This is a genomic window from Bradyrhizobium sp. 31Argb, from assembly GCF_043638955.1.
Taxonomy (GTDB): Bacteria; Pseudomonadota; Alphaproteobacteria; order Rhizobiales; family Xanthobacteraceae; genus Bradyrhizobium.
Genome location: NZ_JBEGDB010000046.1, coordinates 1 through 20,475, shown reverse-complemented (window position 1 = coordinate 20,475; position 20,475 = coordinate 1). Strand labels below are relative to the sequence as shown.

Annotated in this window: 15 protein-coding genes and 1 pseudogene; 2 read left to right on the top strand and 14 right to left on the bottom strand. The window is 59.8% G+C overall.

Annotated elements, in window-relative coordinates; genetic code table 11:
* Positions 1-128: 128 nt before the first annotated feature.
* From AAFX91_RS12085 to AAFX91_RS12075, 3 genes are read right to left on the bottom strand one after another with little or no spacing between them, the layout of a single operon-like run.
* Positions 129-1,118, bottom strand: a complete 990-nt coding sequence (locus AAFX91_RS12085) for a FecR family protein (protein ID WP_394566589.1) — start codon at positions 1,116-1,118, stop codon at positions 129-131.
* Between the two features lie 9 nt (positions 1,119-1,127).
* Entirely contained in the window at positions 1,128-1,649 is a 522-nt protein-coding gene (locus AAFX91_RS12080) for an RNA polymerase sigma factor (RefSeq protein WP_282528276.1), read from the bottom strand.
* A 20-nt stretch (positions 1,650-1,669) separates the two neighbouring features.
* A complete protein-coding gene (locus AAFX91_RS12075; RefSeq protein WP_130583974.1) occupies positions 1,670-2,362 on the bottom strand; it encodes an STN domain-containing protein in 693 nt (230 codons plus the stop codon).
* 303 nt (positions 2,363-2,665) lie between these two features.
* Here AAFX91_RS12075 and AAFX91_RS12070 point away from each other — a divergent pair, with 303 nt between their 5' ends.
* Positions 2,666-3,025, top strand: a complete 360-nt coding sequence (locus tag AAFX91_RS12070) for a hypothetical protein (RefSeq protein WP_394566588.1) — start codon at positions 2,666-2,668, stop codon at positions 3,023-3,025.
* A 741-nt stretch (positions 3,026-3,766) separates the two neighbouring features.
* Here AAFX91_RS12070 and AAFX91_RS12065 read toward each other — a convergent pair.
* The 8 genes and pseudogenes from AAFX91_RS12065 to AAFX91_RS12030 all read right to left on the bottom strand — a co-directional run.
* Entirely contained in the window at positions 3,767-5,809 is a 2,043-nt protein-coding gene (locus tag AAFX91_RS12065; protein ID WP_394566587.1) for a hydantoinase/oxoprolinase family protein, read from the bottom strand.
* Between the two features lie 14 nt (positions 5,810-5,823).
* A complete protein-coding gene (locus AAFX91_RS12060; protein WP_394566586.1) occupies positions 5,824-7,482 on the bottom strand; it encodes a hydantoinase B/oxoprolinase family protein in 1,659 nt (552 codons plus the stop codon).
* 84 nt (positions 7,483-7,566) lie between these two features.
* On the bottom strand, positions 7,567-8,883 hold the full coding sequence (locus AAFX91_RS12055; protein ID WP_130580665.1) for an aspartate aminotransferase family protein: 1,317 nt from the start codon (positions 8,881-8,883) through the stop codon (positions 7,567-7,569).
* Between the two features lie 21 nt (positions 8,884-8,904).
* Complete coding sequence (locus tag AAFX91_RS12050; RefSeq protein ID WP_394566585.1) at positions 8,905-9,612, bottom strand: ABC transporter ATP-binding protein; 708 nt, start codon at positions 9,610-9,612, stop codon at positions 8,905-8,907.
* Positions 9,599-10,336, bottom strand: a complete 738-nt coding sequence (locus AAFX91_RS12045; protein WP_394566584.1) for an ABC transporter ATP-binding protein — start codon at positions 10,334-10,336, stop codon at positions 9,599-9,601. The genes AAFX91_RS12050 and AAFX91_RS12045 overlap by 14 nt, the downstream gene beginning before the upstream one ends.
* A complete protein-coding gene (locus AAFX91_RS12040; protein WP_394566582.1) occupies positions 10,333-11,313 on the bottom strand; it encodes a branched-chain amino acid ABC transporter permease in 981 nt (326 codons plus the stop codon). Before AAFX91_RS12040 ends, AAFX91_RS12045 begins: the two co-directional genes overlap by 4 nt.
* Positions 11,314-11,317: 4 nt before the next feature.
* Positions 11,318-12,193 (bottom strand): branched-chain amino acid ABC transporter permease, encoded by an 876-nt coding sequence (locus AAFX91_RS12035; RefSeq protein WP_282528269.1) that lies wholly within the window; start codon positions 12,191-12,193, stop codon positions 11,318-11,320.
* 66 nt (positions 12,194-12,259) lie between these two features.
* Positions 12,260-13,198 (bottom strand): annotated as a pseudogene (locus tag AAFX91_RS12030) (ABC transporter substrate-binding protein); the annotation flags it as partial.
* A 169-nt stretch (positions 13,199-13,367) separates the two neighbouring features.
* Here AAFX91_RS12030 and AAFX91_RS12025 point away from each other — a divergent pair.
* Positions 13,368-13,784 carry an IclR family transcriptional regulator C-terminal domain-containing protein gene (locus AAFX91_RS12025; RefSeq protein ID WP_283813544.1) on the top strand — a complete coding sequence of 139 codons (417 nt, stop codon included), beginning with the start codon at positions 13,368-13,370 and terminating at the stop codon, positions 13,782-13,784.
* 650 nt (positions 13,785-14,434) lie between these two features.
* Here the strand turns inward: AAFX91_RS12025 and AAFX91_RS12020 are convergent.
* From AAFX91_RS12020 to AAFX91_RS12010, 3 genes are all read right to left on the bottom strand, one after another.
* Positions 14,435-17,539, bottom strand: a complete 3,105-nt coding sequence (locus AAFX91_RS12020; RefSeq protein ID WP_394566580.1) for a DEAD/DEAH box helicase — start codon at positions 17,537-17,539, stop codon at positions 14,435-14,437.
* Positions 17,540-17,645: 106 nt separating this feature from the next.
* Entirely contained in the window at positions 17,646-18,152 is a 507-nt protein-coding gene (locus AAFX91_RS12015) for a hypothetical protein (RefSeq protein WP_245476422.1), read from the bottom strand.
* Positions 18,153-18,825: 673 nt separating this feature from the next.
* Positions 18,826-20,379: a tripartite tricarboxylate transporter permease gene (locus AAFX91_RS12010; protein WP_130580662.1), complete on the bottom strand. Its 1,554-nt coding sequence runs from the start codon at positions 20,377-20,379 to the stop codon at positions 18,826-18,828.
* Positions 20,380-20,475 lie beyond the last annotated feature (96 nt).

Genomic DNA, 20,475 nt, shown 5'->3' with positions numbered 1-20,475 from the left:
GCCTCGTCTCTTCCTGTTAGTGCCCCTAAGACGGTTTGAGGCAGGGCGAGACTGAACCGTGTCACAAAAAATTCTTGGAGAAAAATTCTTGGAGAATGAAAGGGTGATCGATTTTGCGACCGCGCCTATTAGGTAAGCACGACTACTCCTCCGGGAAGCGACGTGACCTTCGCCCCATAAGCCTCGCGAACGAGATTAATCAGATCATCCACGCGATCGAGCGAAATACGCGCTTCAACCGGCCGCCGACCGAGCGTCTCGTTCATGAGGATGATGCGCCCTTGCCTGTACCGATTGACTTCGTCAATGACCTCCGCCAACGGGGTCTGGCGGAACACCAACTGCCCTTCGCGCCACGCCATCACCACCGCAGGATCGACGGTAAGAACAGGTTCCAGCGCGCCGCGAGCATATATGGTCTGCTCCCCACGATGCAGCGTCATCGACTTTCCTGAATAGTCGATGACCATCGATCCGCGATGACAGGTGACGATCGCCCGCACTCCATCGCATCGCAGGTTGAATTGCGCGCTGGCGGCGTGAAGACTGCCGCCCGCTGCGAGAACTGTAAGCCCCGCCGGAACTGTATCCGGTACAACAATCGCCGCCTCGCCCGAGACCAGTTCAATCTGCCGCTCGCCGATATCGCGAACAATATTGAGGCTGCTGCGCGTGTTCAGCTCTACAGAGACACCGTTGTCCATCGCGATCTGACGACGTTCGCCGACACCTGTACGGTAGTCGGCGGCGAGTTCATAAGGAGATGGCCACAGTTCCAGGGGAGGCCGCAGCCCGAGATAGCCGATACCGGCGACAGAAGCGGCTGCGGCTCCGCCCAGAAACCACCGACGCGAAGCCGTGGCACCACGAGACCTGTCGCGCGCCGAAGCACCGTCGCTCGGCTTGCGACGCCCTGCAGTCCCGAGCCCCTCCCACAGAAGGTTGGCTTCAGCGAAGGCTGCGGCATGCGCCTTGCTGCGGCCACACCAGCTCTTCAGCGCTTCGGCGTCGGCAATCGTGGCGCGCCCCGAAGTCAAGCGCACAAGCCATTCCTGCGCTTCTCGTTCAAGCATGTCCTGTCCGTCGTCAACCGTTATGGTGGGATCTTCCTCGTGCATCCCGCCCTCTCAAGACTCTTTCCGAGCGCCGGGACCGAACCTGCGAATAACTTTTCTTCCCAGACGGGCCGAACAATGTCGCAGCGCTTGAACAAGCTCTTTCTCGACCATCCTGATTGAAATGTTAAATCGCTGCGCGATGTCGTCATGCTTCATCTCGCTGACCCGCGCGAGCAGGAAGATCGCCTTGCGGCGGGGGGACAATTCGTCCAGTGCGGCCTCCAGCGACGCCACTTCATCCCGGGCCTCAGCGATACGTTCGGGATCGAGCACCCCATCCATCATATGGCGCACGATCTCGACTTCCGCAGGAGACAGCCTGCGGCTGTCCGCCTGCTTCTTGTCCGCGGCCACGTTAAGAGCCATGCGAAATAGGTACGATTCCGGCCGTCGTATTGCACCGACATCGCCGATGCTATCGATCCGAAGCCAGGTTTCGTGCAGCACTTCGGTCGCAAGTGCGTCCGAGCCCAACCGGCGGCGAAGGCGTTCCCAGAACTGCCGATACCCCGCCTCAAAGATGGCGCGCATGCGAATACTCGATCCCTCTGTCATTGGCGGGAATGAAGCATGTCCGCACACGTCAAGGTGTACGTCCTCGGCTGCAGCACGATGGTAACAGGTTGCGGCAGGCCCGGCGGAGGTGGCGCGACACTGGCGTTCGCCATGAACTTGGCAATGGATTCGTCGCGGTGTTCGTCTCCACTCGTTCCAAGCGGATGAAGCGCCTGGATGGTCCCGGCGTCGCCTATCCAGATCTGAAACGCAGTGCGATACTGACCCGGCCGCGTCTCATCATTTTGGCAGAGAATGCGTTCGATCATCCCTTGAACGTGGGAGAAGTAGGCATCGTAGTCGGCAGGACGCTGCTTCTGTGACTGCGCCGCCCCGGATTCTTGTTCAGACACCTTCGGGCCGACCGTGAATGCGGTGGCACCGGCATAGCGGATCGAGAGGCCGGTCCCGGCCAGCAGAACACGCAAGGCGTCTGCGGGCAGCAAGCGCCCTTTGATCGCCGAGGATTGCAGCCCCTTGGCCAGTTCGGCATCGATCAAGGCAGCCATTCCGGTTCTATCTGCAAATTCGACCAAGGCATTTGCCAAAGGCTGCGACGGGATGTCGAAATTCTTCAACCCATCAAGCGCGAAGGAGAAGTTGCTTCCCAGAAGCAAAAAGGTGAACAACGCCAGCGGCAGGTAACACTTAAAGCCCCGGTATTGCGCGAAAGCTAGCGCATCCGGCATCTGGATCTACCCCACCCTTCACAACACTGTCACACTTGATCGACCAGACCTTAGGCAGCGACTGTTACAATTGGATGTCAAGACCGGGATGATCCCACTCCGGCGGCCGCAATGCCATGCGCTCTACCGGTTACTGAGAAAACATCTTCGGTGAGAGCTTTTTTGGTTCATCGCTGCCGCAGCTTATGAACTGATGCTTTTTTCCCAAGTTAATAGCTGTCTGCTTTTCCTTTCGAGCTGGAACGCAGTCGTTCCAAAGCTTCTGGCAAGCCGCTCTACGACGCGAGCGACATTCGCGTTCCCGTGCTCCTAGAGCATGATCCGGAAAAGTGGAAACCGGTTTTCCCTCGCGACAAACGCGAAGCGTTTGCGCGGAGATCATGCTCAAACAAAGAGCTAGAGCGGGATGACGATCCGAAGAAAAGTCGTCACGCTCTGGTGCACGCCGAATGGGACCGGGACGTGCCCATCGCGTCGACGCAAGAGTTCTTCCGCTCTCTCAAGTGGGCGCCCTACCGGCGATGGGTGGAAATCGGCGAAGGCACGCACATGGAGCTACTGGAGAAGAACCGCCTGCATGCGTTCGATGCTATCAGCCAGTTCGTCGCCGAGGACCCTGCTCGAGGCGTTTCCACTCATAAGAAGCCAGCTGGAAGCGCGTAAAATGAAACCCTGAACACTTGCGGGTAGTAACATCCGCTGCGAGCAACAATGTGGGAGTAGACGAATAGCAAAAACGCCTTTCGTGTCAATTGCTTACGCCCTTGGTGCGTTCGAAGGCGGTCTCTTTTGTCGCGATATCAATGGGTTGCCAAGATATTCCAAAGCATAAGGTGCGCTTCAAGCCCATAAGTATCTTTGAGAAAGGCCGCCCAAAGAGCGGCTTTGCCGCCGCCTTTTCGAGAGAATCGCCCGTTGGCGGCGTGATCGGTATCGCGGCCGATCTTGCTCTTGAGATCGTTTGAAAAGCTGCCTCCCAGCACGCAGACGTGTTGGAGAAGGTGCTTTATTTTTGGCGAGTAGCGGGACCGGCGGTCGGAAGATCGGACACGGTGTTGCGCCTCGGACGCGAAACTAAAGCACAACTGGACTGTCCGATTGGCAACACCTGAGTTCGCAAGCGACCACACCTCAGTTTTGGATTTCGAAAAGTGAGCACGCGAACTCAGTGACGCTCGCTCGGTTCGCTCGGCCGCCTGGTCAATTCCATCAAGTGCCAGCCAACGTGAGCTAGCGTGGATCAGTCCAGTCCATCATGGTAAAGCTTGAGCTAGCAACCGGCAACAAGATCAAGGTCAATCAACGATAGTCCGCTTTGCGCCATAAGCTGCCTTTCCGCCATGTCGGATTTTTGACCCAGAGCGGAAGTAGCGGACTCGAACGCTGAGCAGACTCGTCATTTAATCACCTGAGCCTAATGTCGAGCCATCCCAGATCGTTGACCTCGATTTGATCGCCCTCGCCAACGACGACGGTCGTCGTCTCAGCCTCCACTATTGCTGGGCCGTCGATTTTGTTGCCCGGTCGAAGCTGATCCGCATCGAATACTTCAACCTCTCGCCACTCGCCGAAAAATGCCTTTCGACTTCCTTTTGGTCTGCAGGGCGCCAAAGTCTTCTGCCCGCGCGCGACCTGTCCGACGCTCGGGACAGCGCCTACGGCAGCGACCCGCGCATTGACGAACACCGCTTCCTGATCCGGCGACGAGTATGTGTATAGCTCTTCGTGGCGACGATGGAATCGCTCCTCTATCCGATCGACGATGTTCTCCGACGTCCAATCAAGACCGTTTAGGGGGACATCAATCTGGAATATCTGCTCGCCATAGCGCATCTCGGCGGAGCGTTCGATTGCCACATCACCCCCAAACCATGACTTCAGACGGCTCGTGGCTTCTCTTTCCAGGTAGGCGAAGATGGCCCTGACCTCCTCGGGCGTAATCCGTTGGCCAGCGCTGTAATGAGTCCTGCTCACCTCGTACCTCAGATCGCTGGTCAACATGCCCCAGGCAGACAGTACCGAAGCCGCCGTCGGCACGATGATACGCTTGATCTCAAGTTCGCGCGCAACTTCTGCCGCATGCAGGCCCGCAGCGCCGCCAAAGCTCAGCAGCGCGAAACGCCGTGGATCGACGCCGCGTCGCAGAGTCATCAGACGGATACCGTCCGCCATACGCAGATTGACCATTCGATAGATTCCAGCCGCTGCATCGTCCCGAGATAGCTCGAGAGCTTTCGCGAGACGGTCGACTGCCGCTTCGGCGGCTGCGCGATCGAGCGGCCGCTTTCCACCCATGAACGCAGATGCGTCGAGATAGCCGAGAATGACATTGGCATCAGTAACAGTCGGTTCGACGCCGCCGTTGCCGTAGCAAGCCGGCCCTGGCACGGACCCTGCGCTCTCTGGCCCGACGCGGACCGTACCACCCACGTCCAGGGTGGCAATCGAGCCTCCACCGGCGGCGATGCTCGCAATGTCGAGGCTCCGTAGCGCAATGCGTTGGTCGGCAAGCCCTCCCTCAGCCGACAGCGACGCGCGCCCGTCCGTAATCAGCGAGATGTCCGTACTGGTTCCCCCCATGTCGAATGGCACGAGATCGGGAATTCCGAGCAGTTCCGCACAGCGTCGGCATCCCGAGATGCCGCCCGCCGGGCCGGACAGAACAGTACCGGCGGCCAGCCGCGCGGCTTCCTCGAGCGGAGCCATCCCGCCGTGCGAAAGAATGATAAAAAGGCTACTGGCCAGGCCCGCGTCTTTTAGCCGGGCTTCCAGATTGGTGAGATAGCGTCGTACCGCCGGCCCGACGTAAGCGTTCACGATCGTTGTCGAGACGCGCTCGTACTCCTTGATCTGCGGCAACACATCGCTCGAGCGAGAGACGTTGACTTCCGGCAGTTCGCGCTTCAGTCGTTCGACGGTCGAAATTTCGTGCGCAGGATTGCGGTAGGCATGCAAGAAGCATACAGCCACCGAGCTTACTCCGGCGGTGCGGATTGCCGAGATCGCCTCGCCGAGCGAGTCTTGATCGAGTGGGACCGACACTTCGCCGTCCGGTCTAACGCGTTCACGCACACCGAAGCGCAGTTCACGCGGTACCAGGGGCGAAGGGGGTGCGATGCGGAGATTATAGCGATCTCCCTTAAGGCCCTCTCGCATCTCGATAACGTCTCGATGGCCTTCCGTAGTGAGAAGCGCCACCTTTGCCCCCTTCCGTTCGAGCAATGCGTTCGTCGCGACCGTTGTCCCGTGCACCAGGCGGTTCGTTTTGGCGAGCATCTCCGCTCGCGGCATCTTTAGTCGACTTGCGAGTTCCTCAAGTCCATTCATGACACCGATAGACTGGTCTGCAGGCGTTGACGGCGATTTCGCGAACACGGTGTTGCCGTCGCGATCAATTGCAACGAGGTCAGTGTACGTACCACCAACATCGATTCCGATCGTAAACATCTTCAGGATACCCGCTAAATCGTTGTAATTTTTGTCGTAACGCCCTGCGCCAAGTCGGCTTCGCGCGCTTTAGCCGACCGTTGCCCAGGTGGGCCCCATCCTCCGCCACCGGAGGAGCGAACCTCGAAGCAGTCGCCGGGAAGGACTTCGATGCCGACCTCCTTGGTCCGCAGCACGCGCGGCGCGCGGCCTTTCGACACGAGGGTGTACTGATGCGGAAGCCCGTCGCTGCCGCCGAGCATCCCGCATGCTCCATGCTTCGTACCCTCGCCTGCCGTGTTCGCTCGCGCAGGTTTCGCCGTTTCCACGACGAGATCCAACGACACGCCGAGGCCACCACGAAACTTGCCGTCTCCGCCGGAGTCCGGGCGAAATTCGTGATGTCGGAAATGGAGCGGAAACCGGGCTTCGTCGACCTCGATGCTGCCGAATTTGATGCCCCCGACCGTATGCCACTCGCCGATCGATGACCAACCATCGCCCGCCGACGACGCGCCGCCGCCGGGTCTCGCCTGAAACAGATGCCAGATGAAATTGCGTCCTGTGCGCGGATTCTCACCTTGGATGGCGATGCGGAACCTGCGGCTCCACCCGGCCATCGCGCGATCGGGACACGATTGGGAAAGCGCTTTGACGATGGCTTCCACGATTTCATTCGACGGATGGCTGGTGCACATCGTAACCGGACGACCAGGATCAGCCCATACGATCGTACCTTGTTTTGCAACGACCTTCAGCGGCCGAAGGGCGCCGGCATTCTTGGGAATATCTGCGTCGATCAGATAGGCAAACGCCATAACGACCGCAGCCTGCATATTGGCGTGCGACGAATTGACGAAACTCGTCGACTGCGGATCCGACCCCGAAAGATCGACCTCGATATCGGACCCCTTCTTAGTCACCTTCGCGGCGATTTTAATGTCGCTTCGGCCATGACCGTCATCGTCAAGATACGCTTCTCCGTAGAACGTACCGTCCTGCCACGTCGACAGGACTGCCCGCGTCTGTTGTTCAGCCGCGTCGAGAATTGTTTCGACGGCCGCTTCGACGACCTCTCCACCAAACTCGTCGAACAGTCGTCTCACCCGGCGTTCGCCAAGGTGCGCCGCCCCAACCATGGCCGCGAGATCGCCGCGGAAATCGCGCGGATTGCGCACGTTAAGTGCCAGCATGTCGAGCAAATCGTCGCGAAGTTTGCCGCCTTCATAGAGACGGATCGGCGGTACGCGCAATCCTTCCTGCCAAATGTCGGTCGCGCCCGGATTGTAGGCACCGTGGGTAGCTCCGCCGATATCGCTTTGGTGTGCGCGCACGATGGTCCAGTACAGCCTTCGCTCTCCATCGAAGACTGGCACGAACGCGGTTAGATCCGGCAAATGGCTGCCACCATGATAGGGATCGTTGAGCAGCAGAACGTCCCCGGGCTTGATGTCCTTGAAGCGCTCCTCGATCGCAAGCGTTGCCCAGGACAGCGCGCCGACATGGACCGGAATATGATCCGCCTGCGCAATCAACCGCCCATTTACGTCGCAGATCCCCAGCGAGAAGTCGCGGCTGGAATTCAGGATCTGGGAGTAAGATGTACGCAGCATCGCCTCGCCCATTTCGTTCACGATCGAACTCAGACGATGCTGGACAACGGAACGGGTGATAGGATCAATCTTCGAGGTCATCGCGGGCCTGCTAGTAGGAAAGAGGGTCTCTATCCGGCGTCAACTGAACGCCGGTCGGAGCATTTCACGGTACAAAGGGCTTGATCAGCCGAACGCGGCGACCTCCCCCAGTGACTCCGCAGCCGCCTTCACGATCGTATCGACGTCAGCATCTGTCATGGGCAACGACAGCGCCATCAGGCCGTAGCTTGCGACGAATATCCCGCGATTGAGCAGCCCGGCGTTGAACACGGCCTGGCGCTTCGCTTCCGTCTCGTTCAAGTAAGCCGATCGATAGTCGCGGACGTTGCGATTAGTGAAGTGGATCTTAAGAAGCGAGCCCAATCCAACTGCGGTGCCGGCGACGCCCGTCTTCCGGAAAGCCGCGTTGATACCCTCGCGAACCGTCGTGCCGATCTTATCGAGTCGTGAATACGCTGCTGCATCGAGCAGCTTCATAGCGGCAAGACCGGCGCGCATAGTTACGGGATTAGCCGAAAAGGTGCCGCCGTGCGGGAGCGCCGGCTTGCCGGAAGATGGATCGAAGACCGACATGAACTCTTTACCGCCCGCGATTGCGCCGACCGGGAACCCGCCGCCGATGATCTTGCCGAGAGTAGTCAGGTCCGGCTCGATACTCCAAAGCCCTTGTGCACCCTCATAGCCGAGACGGAATGAGATGACCTCGTCGAATATGAGCAGCGCACCGACTTCCCGCGTTACCTGGCGGAGCGCTTCCACGTAGGCCTTATCCGCCGGAACCAAACCTGCGCGGTTCGGCATCGGATCGACGAGCACACAAGCGAGCTCGGGGCCATGTTCACGGATCAGGCTCACAGCAGCTTCGACATCGTTGAACGGAATTGTCACGACGTCCGTGAGCACGTTCTCGGGCGTGCCCTTGGCATAGGCTACTGATACGGGCGCGTTGCCACCCCAGGCCGCGGGCGTCGGGTCGAGGCTGACTTCAGCATAGTCATAAGAGCCGTGATAAGCGCCCTCGCACTTCGCGATCTTCGGCCGGCCCGTGTAGGCGCGCGCGGCCTTTAGCGCCATCATCACCGCCTCGGTGCCAGAGTTGCAGAAGCGGACGTGATCGACCGATGGCAGCCTTGCTGCGAGCAATTCGGCGAGATCGACTTCGGACTCAGTCGGCATGCCGAAGGCCGAGCCTAGCGCGAGCTGTTTGGTCGCTGCCTCGATAAGAGCGGGATGAGCGTGACCATGGATCAGAGACGTGAAGTTGTTGATACAGTCGATATATTCGTTGCCATCGATATCCCAGACGCGGCAACCAGCGCCCGAAGCAGCGTAGATCGGAAACGGCTTCATATAGACAGTGGTACGCGTATTGCCACCCGGCAGGCTTTTCAGCGCTCGCTGATAGAGATCTCGCGATTGGGAATGATTGGCGGGATACATGTTGCCTCCTTGATTCTGGCTTCAACGGCCCAGATAAGCTTCGCGCACACGCGCATTTTGCTTGAGTTCTTCTGCTGGCCCTTCGAGCACAATGCGCCCTGTCTCCAGCACATAGGCGCGATCGGCGACCGAGAGCGCGAGCACTGTGTTCTGCTCCACAACCAGGATGGTCAGACCGGTCTCGCCGATGCGGCTGACTTGTTCGTAAACCTCTTCGGCGAGCCGCGGCGCCAAGCCGAGCGATGGTTCGTCGAGCAGCAACAATTTGGGACGAGCCATCAAGGCGCGACCGATCGCGAGCATTTGCTGCTCTCCGCCCGATAATGACCATCCAAGTTGTCGCCGGCGTTCCTTAAGGCGCGGAAATAATCCAAAGACGCGATCGAGATCGGCCGCGATCGACTGCCGCCAGCGGCGCCAACTGACGGTCGCAAGGGTCAGGTTCTCCTCGACCGACAGTCCAGGAAATATTCGTCGGCCCTCGGGCGCCTGCGCAATTCCAGCCGAAACGCGTTCGTCGGTGGACCATCCGGCGATCGAGCGCGCGTCGAATCTTATGTCTCCCGACGAGACCCTGTTGAGTCCGGAGATCGCATGCAACAAGGTCGTCTTGCCGGCGCCATTGGCACCGATAAGTGCGACCGTTTCGCCAGCTTCGACCTGGAGGGTCACGCCCTGCAGCGCTATGATATCGCCGTGCGCGACCACGAGATCGTTACACGACAGCATGGACATATCCTTCGCCCAGATAGGCAGACAGTACGGCCGGGTTTGCCTGAATCTCCGCTGGAGTTCCCTCGGCGATCTTGCAGCCAAAATTGAGAACAAAGATGCGCTCAGCGAGCCGCATGACCATCCCCATGTTGTGTTCTATCAACACCACGGCGAGGCCGTGCGCCGCGCGCAACTCTGTGAGGCGGTCAATTAGTTGATCGACCTCGCCGGAATTCAGGCCGGCCGCTGGCTCGTCCAGCAAGAGAACGTGCGGCCGGCAGGCCAGCGCACGTGAGAGTTCGACCATTCGGCGCCGGCCGTACGAGAGCGATCCGATGGCCTCGTGTGCCTCGTTTGCCAACCCCATTTGCTCGATGATTCCCATCGAGACTTCGCGCAGGACGGACTCGCTAAGGTCGCTACGGATCGCTGCACCGGTCATCACGTTTTCAAGTACGCTAAGGCGCGCGAACACGCGCCCGTGCTGAAACGTACGGCCGAGGCCGGAACGAATACGTTTGTTAGTGGCCATGCGCGTGACCGCCTGACCATCGAGAAGCACCTGCCCCTCATCTGGCATCGCCAAGCCTGTCAGGACGTTCAACAGCGTGGACTTTCCGGCGCCGTTAGGCCCGATGACCGCGACGAACTGGCCCTTTTCGACGGTCAGATCCACGTCCGTCAGCGCAGCGAGGCCGCCATAGCGCTTGTGAATGCTTCGTGCTTCCAAGACATTCATGACGTCGCCTCCGGAGTACGAACAGACGCAAGGATTGGACTTCTCGCTGAACGACGGCTCAGGCGCTGCCCGAGGCCAACGAGCCCCGTAGGAAGAAACACCAGGATGCAAAGCACAAGCAGACCGAAGAAGAACAGGTAAGCGGTACCGAGAAAGCGCAACCATTCTGGCAGAAACGTCAGCAGTACCGCCCCGAGGATAGCACCTACGATGGTGCCTTCCCCGCCGACGATCAGCATGGCTAGGTATGTGATCGAATGCGCGTAAGTGAAATCCTCAGGCGCGACGAAGCGCACGTGGAGGGCAAACAGACATCCGGCAACGGCGGCGCAGATGGCAGAAAGTACGAATGCAGTAATCTTGACGCGCGTCGTATCGATGCCAGTTATCTCGGACGCGATCTCGTCGTCGCGCACTGCCATCATCTCGCGACCGCGGCGGGACCTGTGCAGTACGGCCGCTGCGGCAGCGATTAGCGCGAGGACTGTCAGCGCAAGCCACAAGAATTGATGTTCGCTTGAGAAACTGAGCGACCCTAGCCTTAATTCCGGGATCCGCGCGATACCATTGGTGCCGCCTGTGAGCGCTATCCAATTTGATGTCACGATGTAGAACGAGACGTTGAGGCCGAGCGTCGCCAGCGCGAGATAGTGACCGCGCAATCGAAGCAATGGGTAGCCAATCAGACCAGCAGAGACTGCTGTCGCCGCGATCGAGACGGGGGCCGCGAGCCACGGGGACCATCCGCAAGTGGTGGTCAGGATGGCCAAACCGTAGCCGCCCATGCCGACGAAGGCAGCATGACCGAGCGAGATCAAACCGGCATAGCCAAAGGCAAAGTTGAGCCCGATCACCGCTACCGCGGAGATCAGTGACAAATTCAGCAGGCGAAGATGGTATTCCGGAAGGACGATACCGGAAAGGCCGCCGATCACAATGACCGCCGCAGCGATCTGCACGGGGATACGCATCGCCATCCGATCAGCCTCGATCCTGGATCTTCTCGCCGAAGACGCCCTGCGGACGCACCAGCAAAAAGATGATCATTATGCCGAAGGAGATTAGATCCTTGTACGCGGACGAGACGTAGGATGCGCCGAGGACTTCACTCAAGCCAACGAACAGGCCGCCCACGATGGCCCCCGGCAGACTTCCAAAGCCACCGATGATGGTCGCAGCGAAGGCCTTCAATGCGATCGGATCACCCATGTTGACGTCCGCGAACCACATTGGTCCGAGCATTAGTCCCGCGACGCCCGCGAGTACCGCCGCGAGGATCCACGATAACGCAAGTAAGCGGTTGACTTTGAGACCCATCAACTTGGCGGCCTGCACATCCTGCGCGACGGCTCGCATCCCCACGCCAACCGAAGTGCGATTGAAGAGAAGCCATAATCCGGCGACCATCACTGCGGTCACAGCGACCACGCCTAGGGCGTGCGTGGAAATGATCGCGCCGCCGAGAGAGACCGCGCTGTCTTCGACGGGAGACGGCAGGCGGAACGGCCACGACCCAAACGACAGTAACGCGGCGTTCTGCATCGTGATGCTAACGGCAACGGTCCCGATGATGATCGTCACAACCGAACCACGTCGTAGAGGCAGATAGACCGAGATAAAGAACAAGGCCCCGAACAGCGCCATGATGAGGAGCGCCGCGCAATATGCAAATGGCCAGGGAAGTTGAGCGTTGATGAGCGTCGCAACGCCGGCGAACGTTCCGAACATTACGAATTGACCGGCCGCGAAATTCACCACTCCAGTAGCAGAGTAAACGATCACGAAGCCGATCGCAGCGAGCGCGTACACGCTGCCGATCGCCAGTCCGTTGATTAGAAGCTGAACGAAGTCCGCCATGACGTACCTACACGGTCTCGGCCTGCGGCCGGCTTGCCGAACCGCAGACCATTTCGTTGTAAATGACTAGTTGAGCGTGACAGGCTGCACGAGTTCTAGGGTCTTTGTGCCAGGCTTCGCTTTCACAACAGCAAGATCGCGAACGCCGTTGCCTTTGCTATCGTACGAGTAGACGTGCCCAATGCCCTGCCATCCCTTGACCGAGGACAGCCATCCGCGCAGCGCTTTCGGATCGGTTCCGACCTTACGCATACCGTCGGCCATCAGCATCGCTCCGTCATAGTACGCAAGCCCGTAGGGATCTGGATCAACTCCGAACTTCGACTTGAAGCGCTCCACGTAGTCCTTCATCCGACCACCGACACTGACGTCCATGAAAGCATCGACCACCCCCCAGACACCCTCGAGGTCTGCTGGTGAAAGAAGCTGCGTCGCGGCGGGTACCAGTGCAGCAGAGGACGTAACGAGCGGCATCTTGAAGCCGAGCTGCTTGGCCTGGCGGAGCACCAGCGCGCCATCTTGCGGATAGTTGAAGATCAGAATGGCATCCGCGCCCTTGTTGCGGAGACTAAGGAGCTGCGCGGAGAAGTCCTTGTCGTTCTGACCATAGGCTTCCATGCCGGCGACCGGGATGCCTGCGGCCTCGAAGCGCTTGGCGGCCGTCTGCGCACCGCCCTGGCCGAAGTCGTTCTGGATATAGAGAATTCCGGGCTTCTTCACCTTGATGACGTCGACAGCAGCCTTCACCATTCCTTCGGCCGAAACGCTGTCAGCGGGACGGATGCGAAACATCCATTCATTTCCGTTTTCGGCCACGACGTCGGCACCGCCCGCATACATCGCTGGCACTTGAACTTTGCTTAGCTCGGGCGCGGTTGCGAGATTTTGCGTGGAGTAGCTCGACAGAAAAAAGAACGCGGGCTTGGTCTCCTGGGCCAGCTTTACGAATGCGTTGACCGCGGTTCCGTTGGACGCCTGCGTGTCCTCGAACACGATCTTGATCTGACGACCGTTTAGGCTAACGCGCTTACTTCATGCGAGCGCGGACAATGGCTGGTACGCGTCGCTCGCCGGTCCCCATATTCATGCTTTGACGGAGGCGTCCACCGAGACTTGCTATCTCGCACGCCTCGTTGGGTCGCGCGTACTGGTAGCTGTTTCATATTCGCCCGATGTGAGGTGGCGCGGATATGTTCAGCCGGGAATCGAGATGCCCGTGAATGCCGCAGCGACTGGCAAGGCCATCATGGCATTTCAGAGCAAAGAACTGATCGCTGAAGCTCTCTCAAATGAGCTTCCTAAGCCAACCGTCAATTCACACACCAGCCGAAAGTGGATTGATCAGGAGTTCGCGAAAGTCAGAAGAATGGGCTACGCCACCTGTATTGGGGAAATCGACGAAGGACTTGCGGCGCTTGCTGTCCCCGTCACGCTTTCGGATGGCACAGTTCTTCAATCAGTAGGCATGACTGGGCCGCTCGAGCGAATTATGAACAAGCAGATGGAAGACCGGCTTGGAGCTCTGCGGGAAACTGCAGCCGCACTCTCGAAGGCGCTATCCCGAGGAATGGCTGTAAATAGTCGACGTTGAGACGTCCCTATCGGTTCGCGTCAGTGCCAAGGCGCGCGCCTAGAGCCAGCTGTCGGCTGTTGGGCCTTTGGCGACTTGTGCGTCCGATCGAAAGTCCGTTTCGCGCCAAGAGCGGTCGGTCCTGTAGCCGGACGGCTCCGGCGGCGGTCCACAGCAACGTATCTCAGACAAGTCGCGCCAACGGTCTCAATCATCGTTTGGAGTTGAGCAAAGGCCCGAGCGAGGAGTGCGACACTTTCAAGACCGAAGTCGCTCGTCAGCGCCCCCAATCCCTCCCCTTAGAGCTCTGATCGTCGCTCACAGCTGCCCATCAAAGCCGTTTGGTTGCACTCGGACAGCATGCCCACACTATCGCTGGTGAGTTTTTCTTTGGTCTCCCGGTGCACACGTGCACACGCAGCCCCTTAACTCTCTGAAAATCTTGAGCTCTCGCTCCAATCCATCATAGGCGTCGTGGTGAGGTTATCTAACCGGTTTTGAGCAGTGAGTTGCTACCAATTTGCTACCGAGCCGGCTTGCGCACAATGCAAGGAACTTTGGTAGCAAATAAGAAAAAGCCGCCGGAGGCGGCTTGGTCTTCCGAGCGGTTGGGTAACTATCGTTGCGTTGCTCGCGCTCATCGCCCGCCGCACTCTGCGGCTTTTCAGGCTTCACTCGTCCAGAAGGTCCAGGAACTCTTCCGCCTTGCCAAGCGGCCCGACGCAGCGCTCGCTGGTGTGGACGACCCTATCGCCGTCGCGTTGGAACGATCGCGCTCTCGACTTTCGTAGCCGTCCCGGCAGGAATGTCGCGGCGACTGCCTCCTGACCGACATCCAATCTTACGATGCCGCGTCGCCTGCAGTCGATCCTGAGCCTTGCGGCAGCAAAGAAATCGCGGACTGCCGGCGGCAATTTGCCGAACCGTCGCTGCGTCTCCTCCTCCAAGTCATCCAGTTCGTCCTCACTTCGACACCTGGCTGCACGAGCGTAGATTTCCAGCCTGACCGGCTCCGATTGCACGAAGCTTGGCGGCAACATATCCGCGATCGGAAGATTGAGGTCGGGCACCCACAGGTCGGCGGCACTGTCGTGGGCTTTCTCCGAGGCCAGTTTCAGAAGGTGGCTGTAGAGCACGGGACCGAAAACCTGCACATGGCCCGACTGCCGCTCGGAAAGCAGATCCCCTGCCCCTCTGAGGTCTAGATCTCGAGCACTGATCGCAAAGCCCGCACCTGGCCTATTGAACTCCTCCAGAACAGCCAACCGTTTCTCGGATCGCTCCGAGTTTGAATCCGTCAACAGATACGCAAACGCGCGAATGCCACCGCGTCCCACCCTACCCCTGAGTTGATGGAGTTGCGCGAGACCGAACCGCTCGGGCCAGCAGACCACGATCGTGTTCGCACGTGGGATATCGAGACCGCTTTCCACGATATTGGTCGCCAGCAGAACGTCCGCGCGGCCTTCGACGAAACTCATCATCCGGTCGTCAATTTCGTCGGCAGACAATCTGCCATGGAGACAAACGATGCGAAGATCCGGGGCCATCGCTTGCACGCGCGCCAGCATCGGATCGAGATCCTGGATACGTGGACAAATCAAGAAGCTCTGCCCGTGACGTCTTTGTTCACGCGACAAGGCCGCGACGATGGCAGCGTCCGAAAGCGGAGCGATCTTTGTCAGGACGGGAAGGCGATGAGCGGGCGGAGACGCAATGACACTGAGATCCCTGAAGCCCGCGAGACCCGCCGCGAGCGTCCTCGGTATCGGCGTGGCGCTCATCCAAAGCGTATGGATACCCTTGGCCAGCTCTGAAAGCCTTGCCTTCTCTGCTGCGCCAAAATGCTGCTCCTCGTCGATGACAATCAGACCAAGGTCGGCAAACTTCACGTCCTTCGAGGCGAGAGCCTGCGTTCCGACCACAACCTTCAGCCTTCCGCTCTTTAGCCCTTCCCTCGTCCGCCGTGTCTCCGGCGCTGATGTGGCCCGCGACAGGCTTCCCACCTCAATACCGAACGGAGCAAACCGTTTGCGAAACGTCGCGACATGCTGTCTTGCCAAAACAGTTGTCGGCACCGCGATTGCCACCTGTCTCCCCGACAGTACGACTGCGGCCGCCGCTCGCAAGGCAACCTCGGTCTTACCAAATCCGACGTCGCCGCAGATGACCCGATCCATAGGGTGCCCCGATGCGAGATCATCGAGGACGTCCCGAATGGCTTTCGCCTGGTCGACCGTCGTGAAATAGGGAAAACGAGCGACGAACCTCTCGTAAGCCGGGCCTGGTGGTACGAGTTTGGCTGCCCTCCGCCGGCGACGCTGACCGATATGTCTGGCGAGTTGCTTTCCGGCGATTTGAATTTCCTGCTCCGCCTCGGTGCGCCGAGCCCACCATGTACTCCCGTCGGCTTTGTCCAGCGTCAACTCGCCGGGCTCCGATGCGTAGGGCCAAATCAGGGTCAGGTCGGCGGGCGGAACGAGAACGGCATCATCTCCTGCAAATACGAGCCGGATCGTTTCGTGCGACGATACGCCCCCCATCGCCACCGTCTGCAATCCATCGAGCAACGCCAGTCCTCGCTGCAGATGAACGACCACGGTGCCCGGCTCGGGCACATCTGCCCGGTCGAAGGCGGCATTCCAGGCCCTGGCCATGGGCTGCGGATGATGGGCCCTGCTCCCGAGCACATCGGAAGCCGTCACAACGACCAAGGGCTTCCGGCCAGCCTCGACAAATCCCGCATCGAAGTCGGCCAGAATCGCCGCTTCGCGATTGCGTCCGGCCGTCGCCTCGTTCCAGTTCGAAAAGCGCTCAGCCTTGACCCCACTCATCCGCTCCATGGCGCGCAGATCTTCCTCCTGCGCCGCTACGAAGATGAGGCGCGAACCGGCGCGTCGTGTCTCGTCGACGAACGCTCGCAGAGCCTTTCTGGGTGAAGCGACCTTCGAAAAGTCCGGTGTGGGGATGAAAGCTGCCTTGCGGGACAGCACCTTCATGCGTTTGGTGGCCTGCTTCCATTCGCGCCTGCCAAGGTATTCGCGCTCCCTGTCCGTGCGACTGGCCGCCTCCTCGATCGTGCTCAACCAACTCTCGGCGTGCGCCGGAACCGTCGCATCGGCGATCCACTTGGCCCGGCCACAATAGTCAATCAGTGTCGCGCGCTTTCCGCGTTTGCTTCCGAACGCTAGGCGCTCCGACATCGGATCAATGACGAGCTCCTTCGCTTCGAAAACAACCTCGTGCTCTGTCGGGTTGAAGGACGAAATCCGCCGTATCACCTGGCCCGCATGTTCCACGCGGAATGGACCGAGTGCGCCGGCGGGAAATATCTCGAAAGTCTTCCCGTGGAACAGCGCGCTGCCAGGATACTCCGCCTCATCATCGAGGTCGTATCCGAGAACCTCCAGCCGCGACCGGAGGTCCTGCTCGGAGAATGTAGCGCCCACCTTCAGATGGAGACTTGAACGAGACCAAGTCGCCGGCGGCGGCAGGCGCTCCATCACCGCCTCCGCCGTGGACACCAGCAGGATCGGCTCCTCGGGCCTGGCGAGGCGCCGCAAGACCGAGCTCCGTCTGCCGGCGATTTCGTGTGACGGCTCCAACTGATCGAACGGCAGGGTGTTCAGCCGCGGAAAAACCAGCACCTCGCACGAGTGGTCGAGATCATGAATGACGCCGCCTAGCCGCTCGGCTCTGTTCTCGTTCTCGGCAAGAAAGACAATGCCATGGCTGCCAGACTTTCTCCATTGCGCGAGCAGATGGAGAGCCATCATGCCGAGCGGGGACGCAGAAGAGATCGCAGTCCGCGTAGGGGTCTTTCGTTTCTTTGCGCGACTCTCCGCAGGCGCCTTGCGGAGTTTCCCTCCAATCGATTCGCCCCTACGAACTAAAACCGGCATGACGATTCTTTGAGGATTCGTTCAGGAGGCCAGCAAGCCTGAGACCTTCGAGAATGCCTTCGAGCCGCTGTTCCCGAATCATCGCGGCAAGCATTGAAACGGCGTCCGTTTGATGAACGGTGAAGTCAATGTCAGGCGATCTCTGAGACAAGATATCGATGAGCGTCGGCACATTAGCCTCATGATGGCGCAAAACCGAGACTGCTTCCTCCGCGAGATAGTCAGCGATATCTCCGTTGGGTGGCGGATCAAACTCGAACTCGGCCTCCGCGCGCTCCTCGATCGATCGTCGTATCCGCTCACTTTGCTGCTTTGTCGCCATCGAGAGCAGGAACACCGCATCCGCGAGCTTTTCCCGCGGCATGCTTCTCAACTCGGCAATCCGGGCCTGGATTTCCCCGCCGGAACTCTTGTTGCGCTCGTACCCTTGCTGTACCTGCCGTGCATCACGTGCGCGAGATCTGCTCTTCTGCCTTCGAAACATCATCATGCTCTCCGACAGGCGATATATCGCGGCGAACTGGTTAGATGAAAGCGCAAAATTGCGAACTGCTGGGCGACAAGCCACGCCACTTTCTCGGGTCAGCGGTTCACTCCGCGCTAATGTAGATGTCAAAACACGTCTATTTCGCGATCCGCCTTGGTTTACGCATCGTAGACCTTGACTTGCAGCATCGGAAAGCGCCGCTTCAAATCCTTAGCCCCGCCCTCAACGCCGTCCCTCGTTGCGAATTCAGTCTTCACACGACCATCCACGAGGATGGCATAACCGGTTGTAGGGAGATCTCGGGTTGATTTCCGCATATTCGACCCACGCCATGAAAATGGAGCTTCGCCTGCCTTAGGCTCTTAGCGCATAGGATGAGTCTCGCGGCCTAGACAAGACCAAACAACCGTGACTTCTGTTGGCAGCCATTCTGAGACATATGCGGGCGATGTCCGCTTTGCCCCAAGAGCTGCATTTCCCTGGCGCATTTTGTCCCGAGGCGGAACTGCCCCGTTGATGCGAACAGTCGGCTCCGCGAGCCGTCGAAGACGGTCGCCGATCACGACGAGCCGGGCGAACTGTCGAATCTCCTCCCGTCGCGACAAGCTTCGCCGTCAGCTCAGGGCCGATGCCGGCGGGATCTACCACGCAAGTGCCATGAGCGGCTTTGTGGTCATGTGATCCTCAACTTCTGCTGGCTCCTGTCTTCAGGACCTGGCGCGAGGGCCTTCTCGCGCGGTTTGCGCAGGACGTGCGCGATCTGCAGCGCGAGCGGAAGTAGCAACAGCGTCAGCCCGGCCAAGACAAGGCTCGTCACGAGAGGATTGGCAAAGAACACCCCGAGCGATCCCTTGGACATCAGCATCGACTGCCGGAAGGCATCCTCGGCCTTGTCGCCGATAACGATCGCGAGCACGAGCGGGGCCAGCGGATAGAACATCTTCTTGAAGAGATAGCCGATGACGCCGAAGCCGAGCATCATGACGACATCGAGATAGGAGTTCGACACCGAATAGGCGCCAACGACACAGATGATCACGATCAGGGGCGCAATGATGACGAACGGAATCCGCATCAAGGCCGCAAATATCGGAACGGTGAGCAGCACGAGCGCGACGGCGACAATGTTGCCCACATACATGGAGGCGATCAGGCCCCAGACAAAATCCTTCTGGTCGACGAACAGCATAGGCCCGGGATTGAGGCCCCAGATCATCAAGCCGCCCATCATCACCGCGGCGGTCGCCGAGCCGGGAATGCCGAGCGACAGCATCGGCAAAAGCGCGCTGGTGCCGGCCGCGTGATCGGCGGTCTCCGGGGAGATGATCCCCTCGACTTCGCCCGTGCCGAAATGGCGACCACGCCGTGAGAAGCGTCGGGCGATCCCGTAGCTCATGAAGGACGCCGCGGTCGGGCCGCCCGGCGTGATCCCCATCCAGCATCCGATGGCCGCGCTGCGCAGCAGAGCGATGCCATGCCGCGGCAGGCGGACGACCGCGCGGAAGACTTCTTTCCAGTCAATCCTTGAGGAGACCCCGCGTGCGTGAAACTCCTCTTCGACGGCAACCAGCAGCTCGCCGATGCCGAATAATCCCATAACCGCCACGACGAAACTCACGCCTTTCACCAGCTCATCGATACCCATTGTCAGGCGTACGCTGCCGGAGACGGTATCGATGCCGATCGCAGCAATCGCAAAGCCGATTGCCAGAGCGACCACCGTCTTGATCGGCGCCGCGCCGCCCATGCCAACGAAACTGGCGAAGGCGAGGAAATAGACGGCGAAGTACTCCGGCGGCCCGAAGGCGAGCGCGACCTGCGCGACCCACGATGCGAGGAAGGTGATCAGAATGACCCCGACCAGGGCGCCGAACGCGGCCGAACCGAAGGCGGTGGCAAGCGCTGTCGTCGGCCTGCCGTCGCGCGCCATCGGATAGCCGTCGAAAGTGGTGGCGACCGACGACGGCTCTCCGGGAATGTTGAACAGGATCGAGGTGACGGAGCCGCCGAAGAGCGCGCCCCAATACATGCTCGAAAGCAGGATGATGGCCGAGACCGGCTGCATCCCGAAGGTCAGCGGCAACAGCAGCGACACGCCGTTCGGCGCGCCCAGGCCCGGCAGCACGCCGACGAGAATGCCGAGCAGGACGCCGATCACCATCAGCACCAGATGCGGCACGGTGACCGCGATCGTGAAGCCGTGCAGGAGCTCCTGGAGATTTTCCATTCGCTCTCCCCCTTAGAGCTAGGGCTATCGCATATGGGCGAGGGCGCGGAGAAGGAAGTCGTTGTTCCATCTGGCCTGGAGCATTTTGTGGCTGAT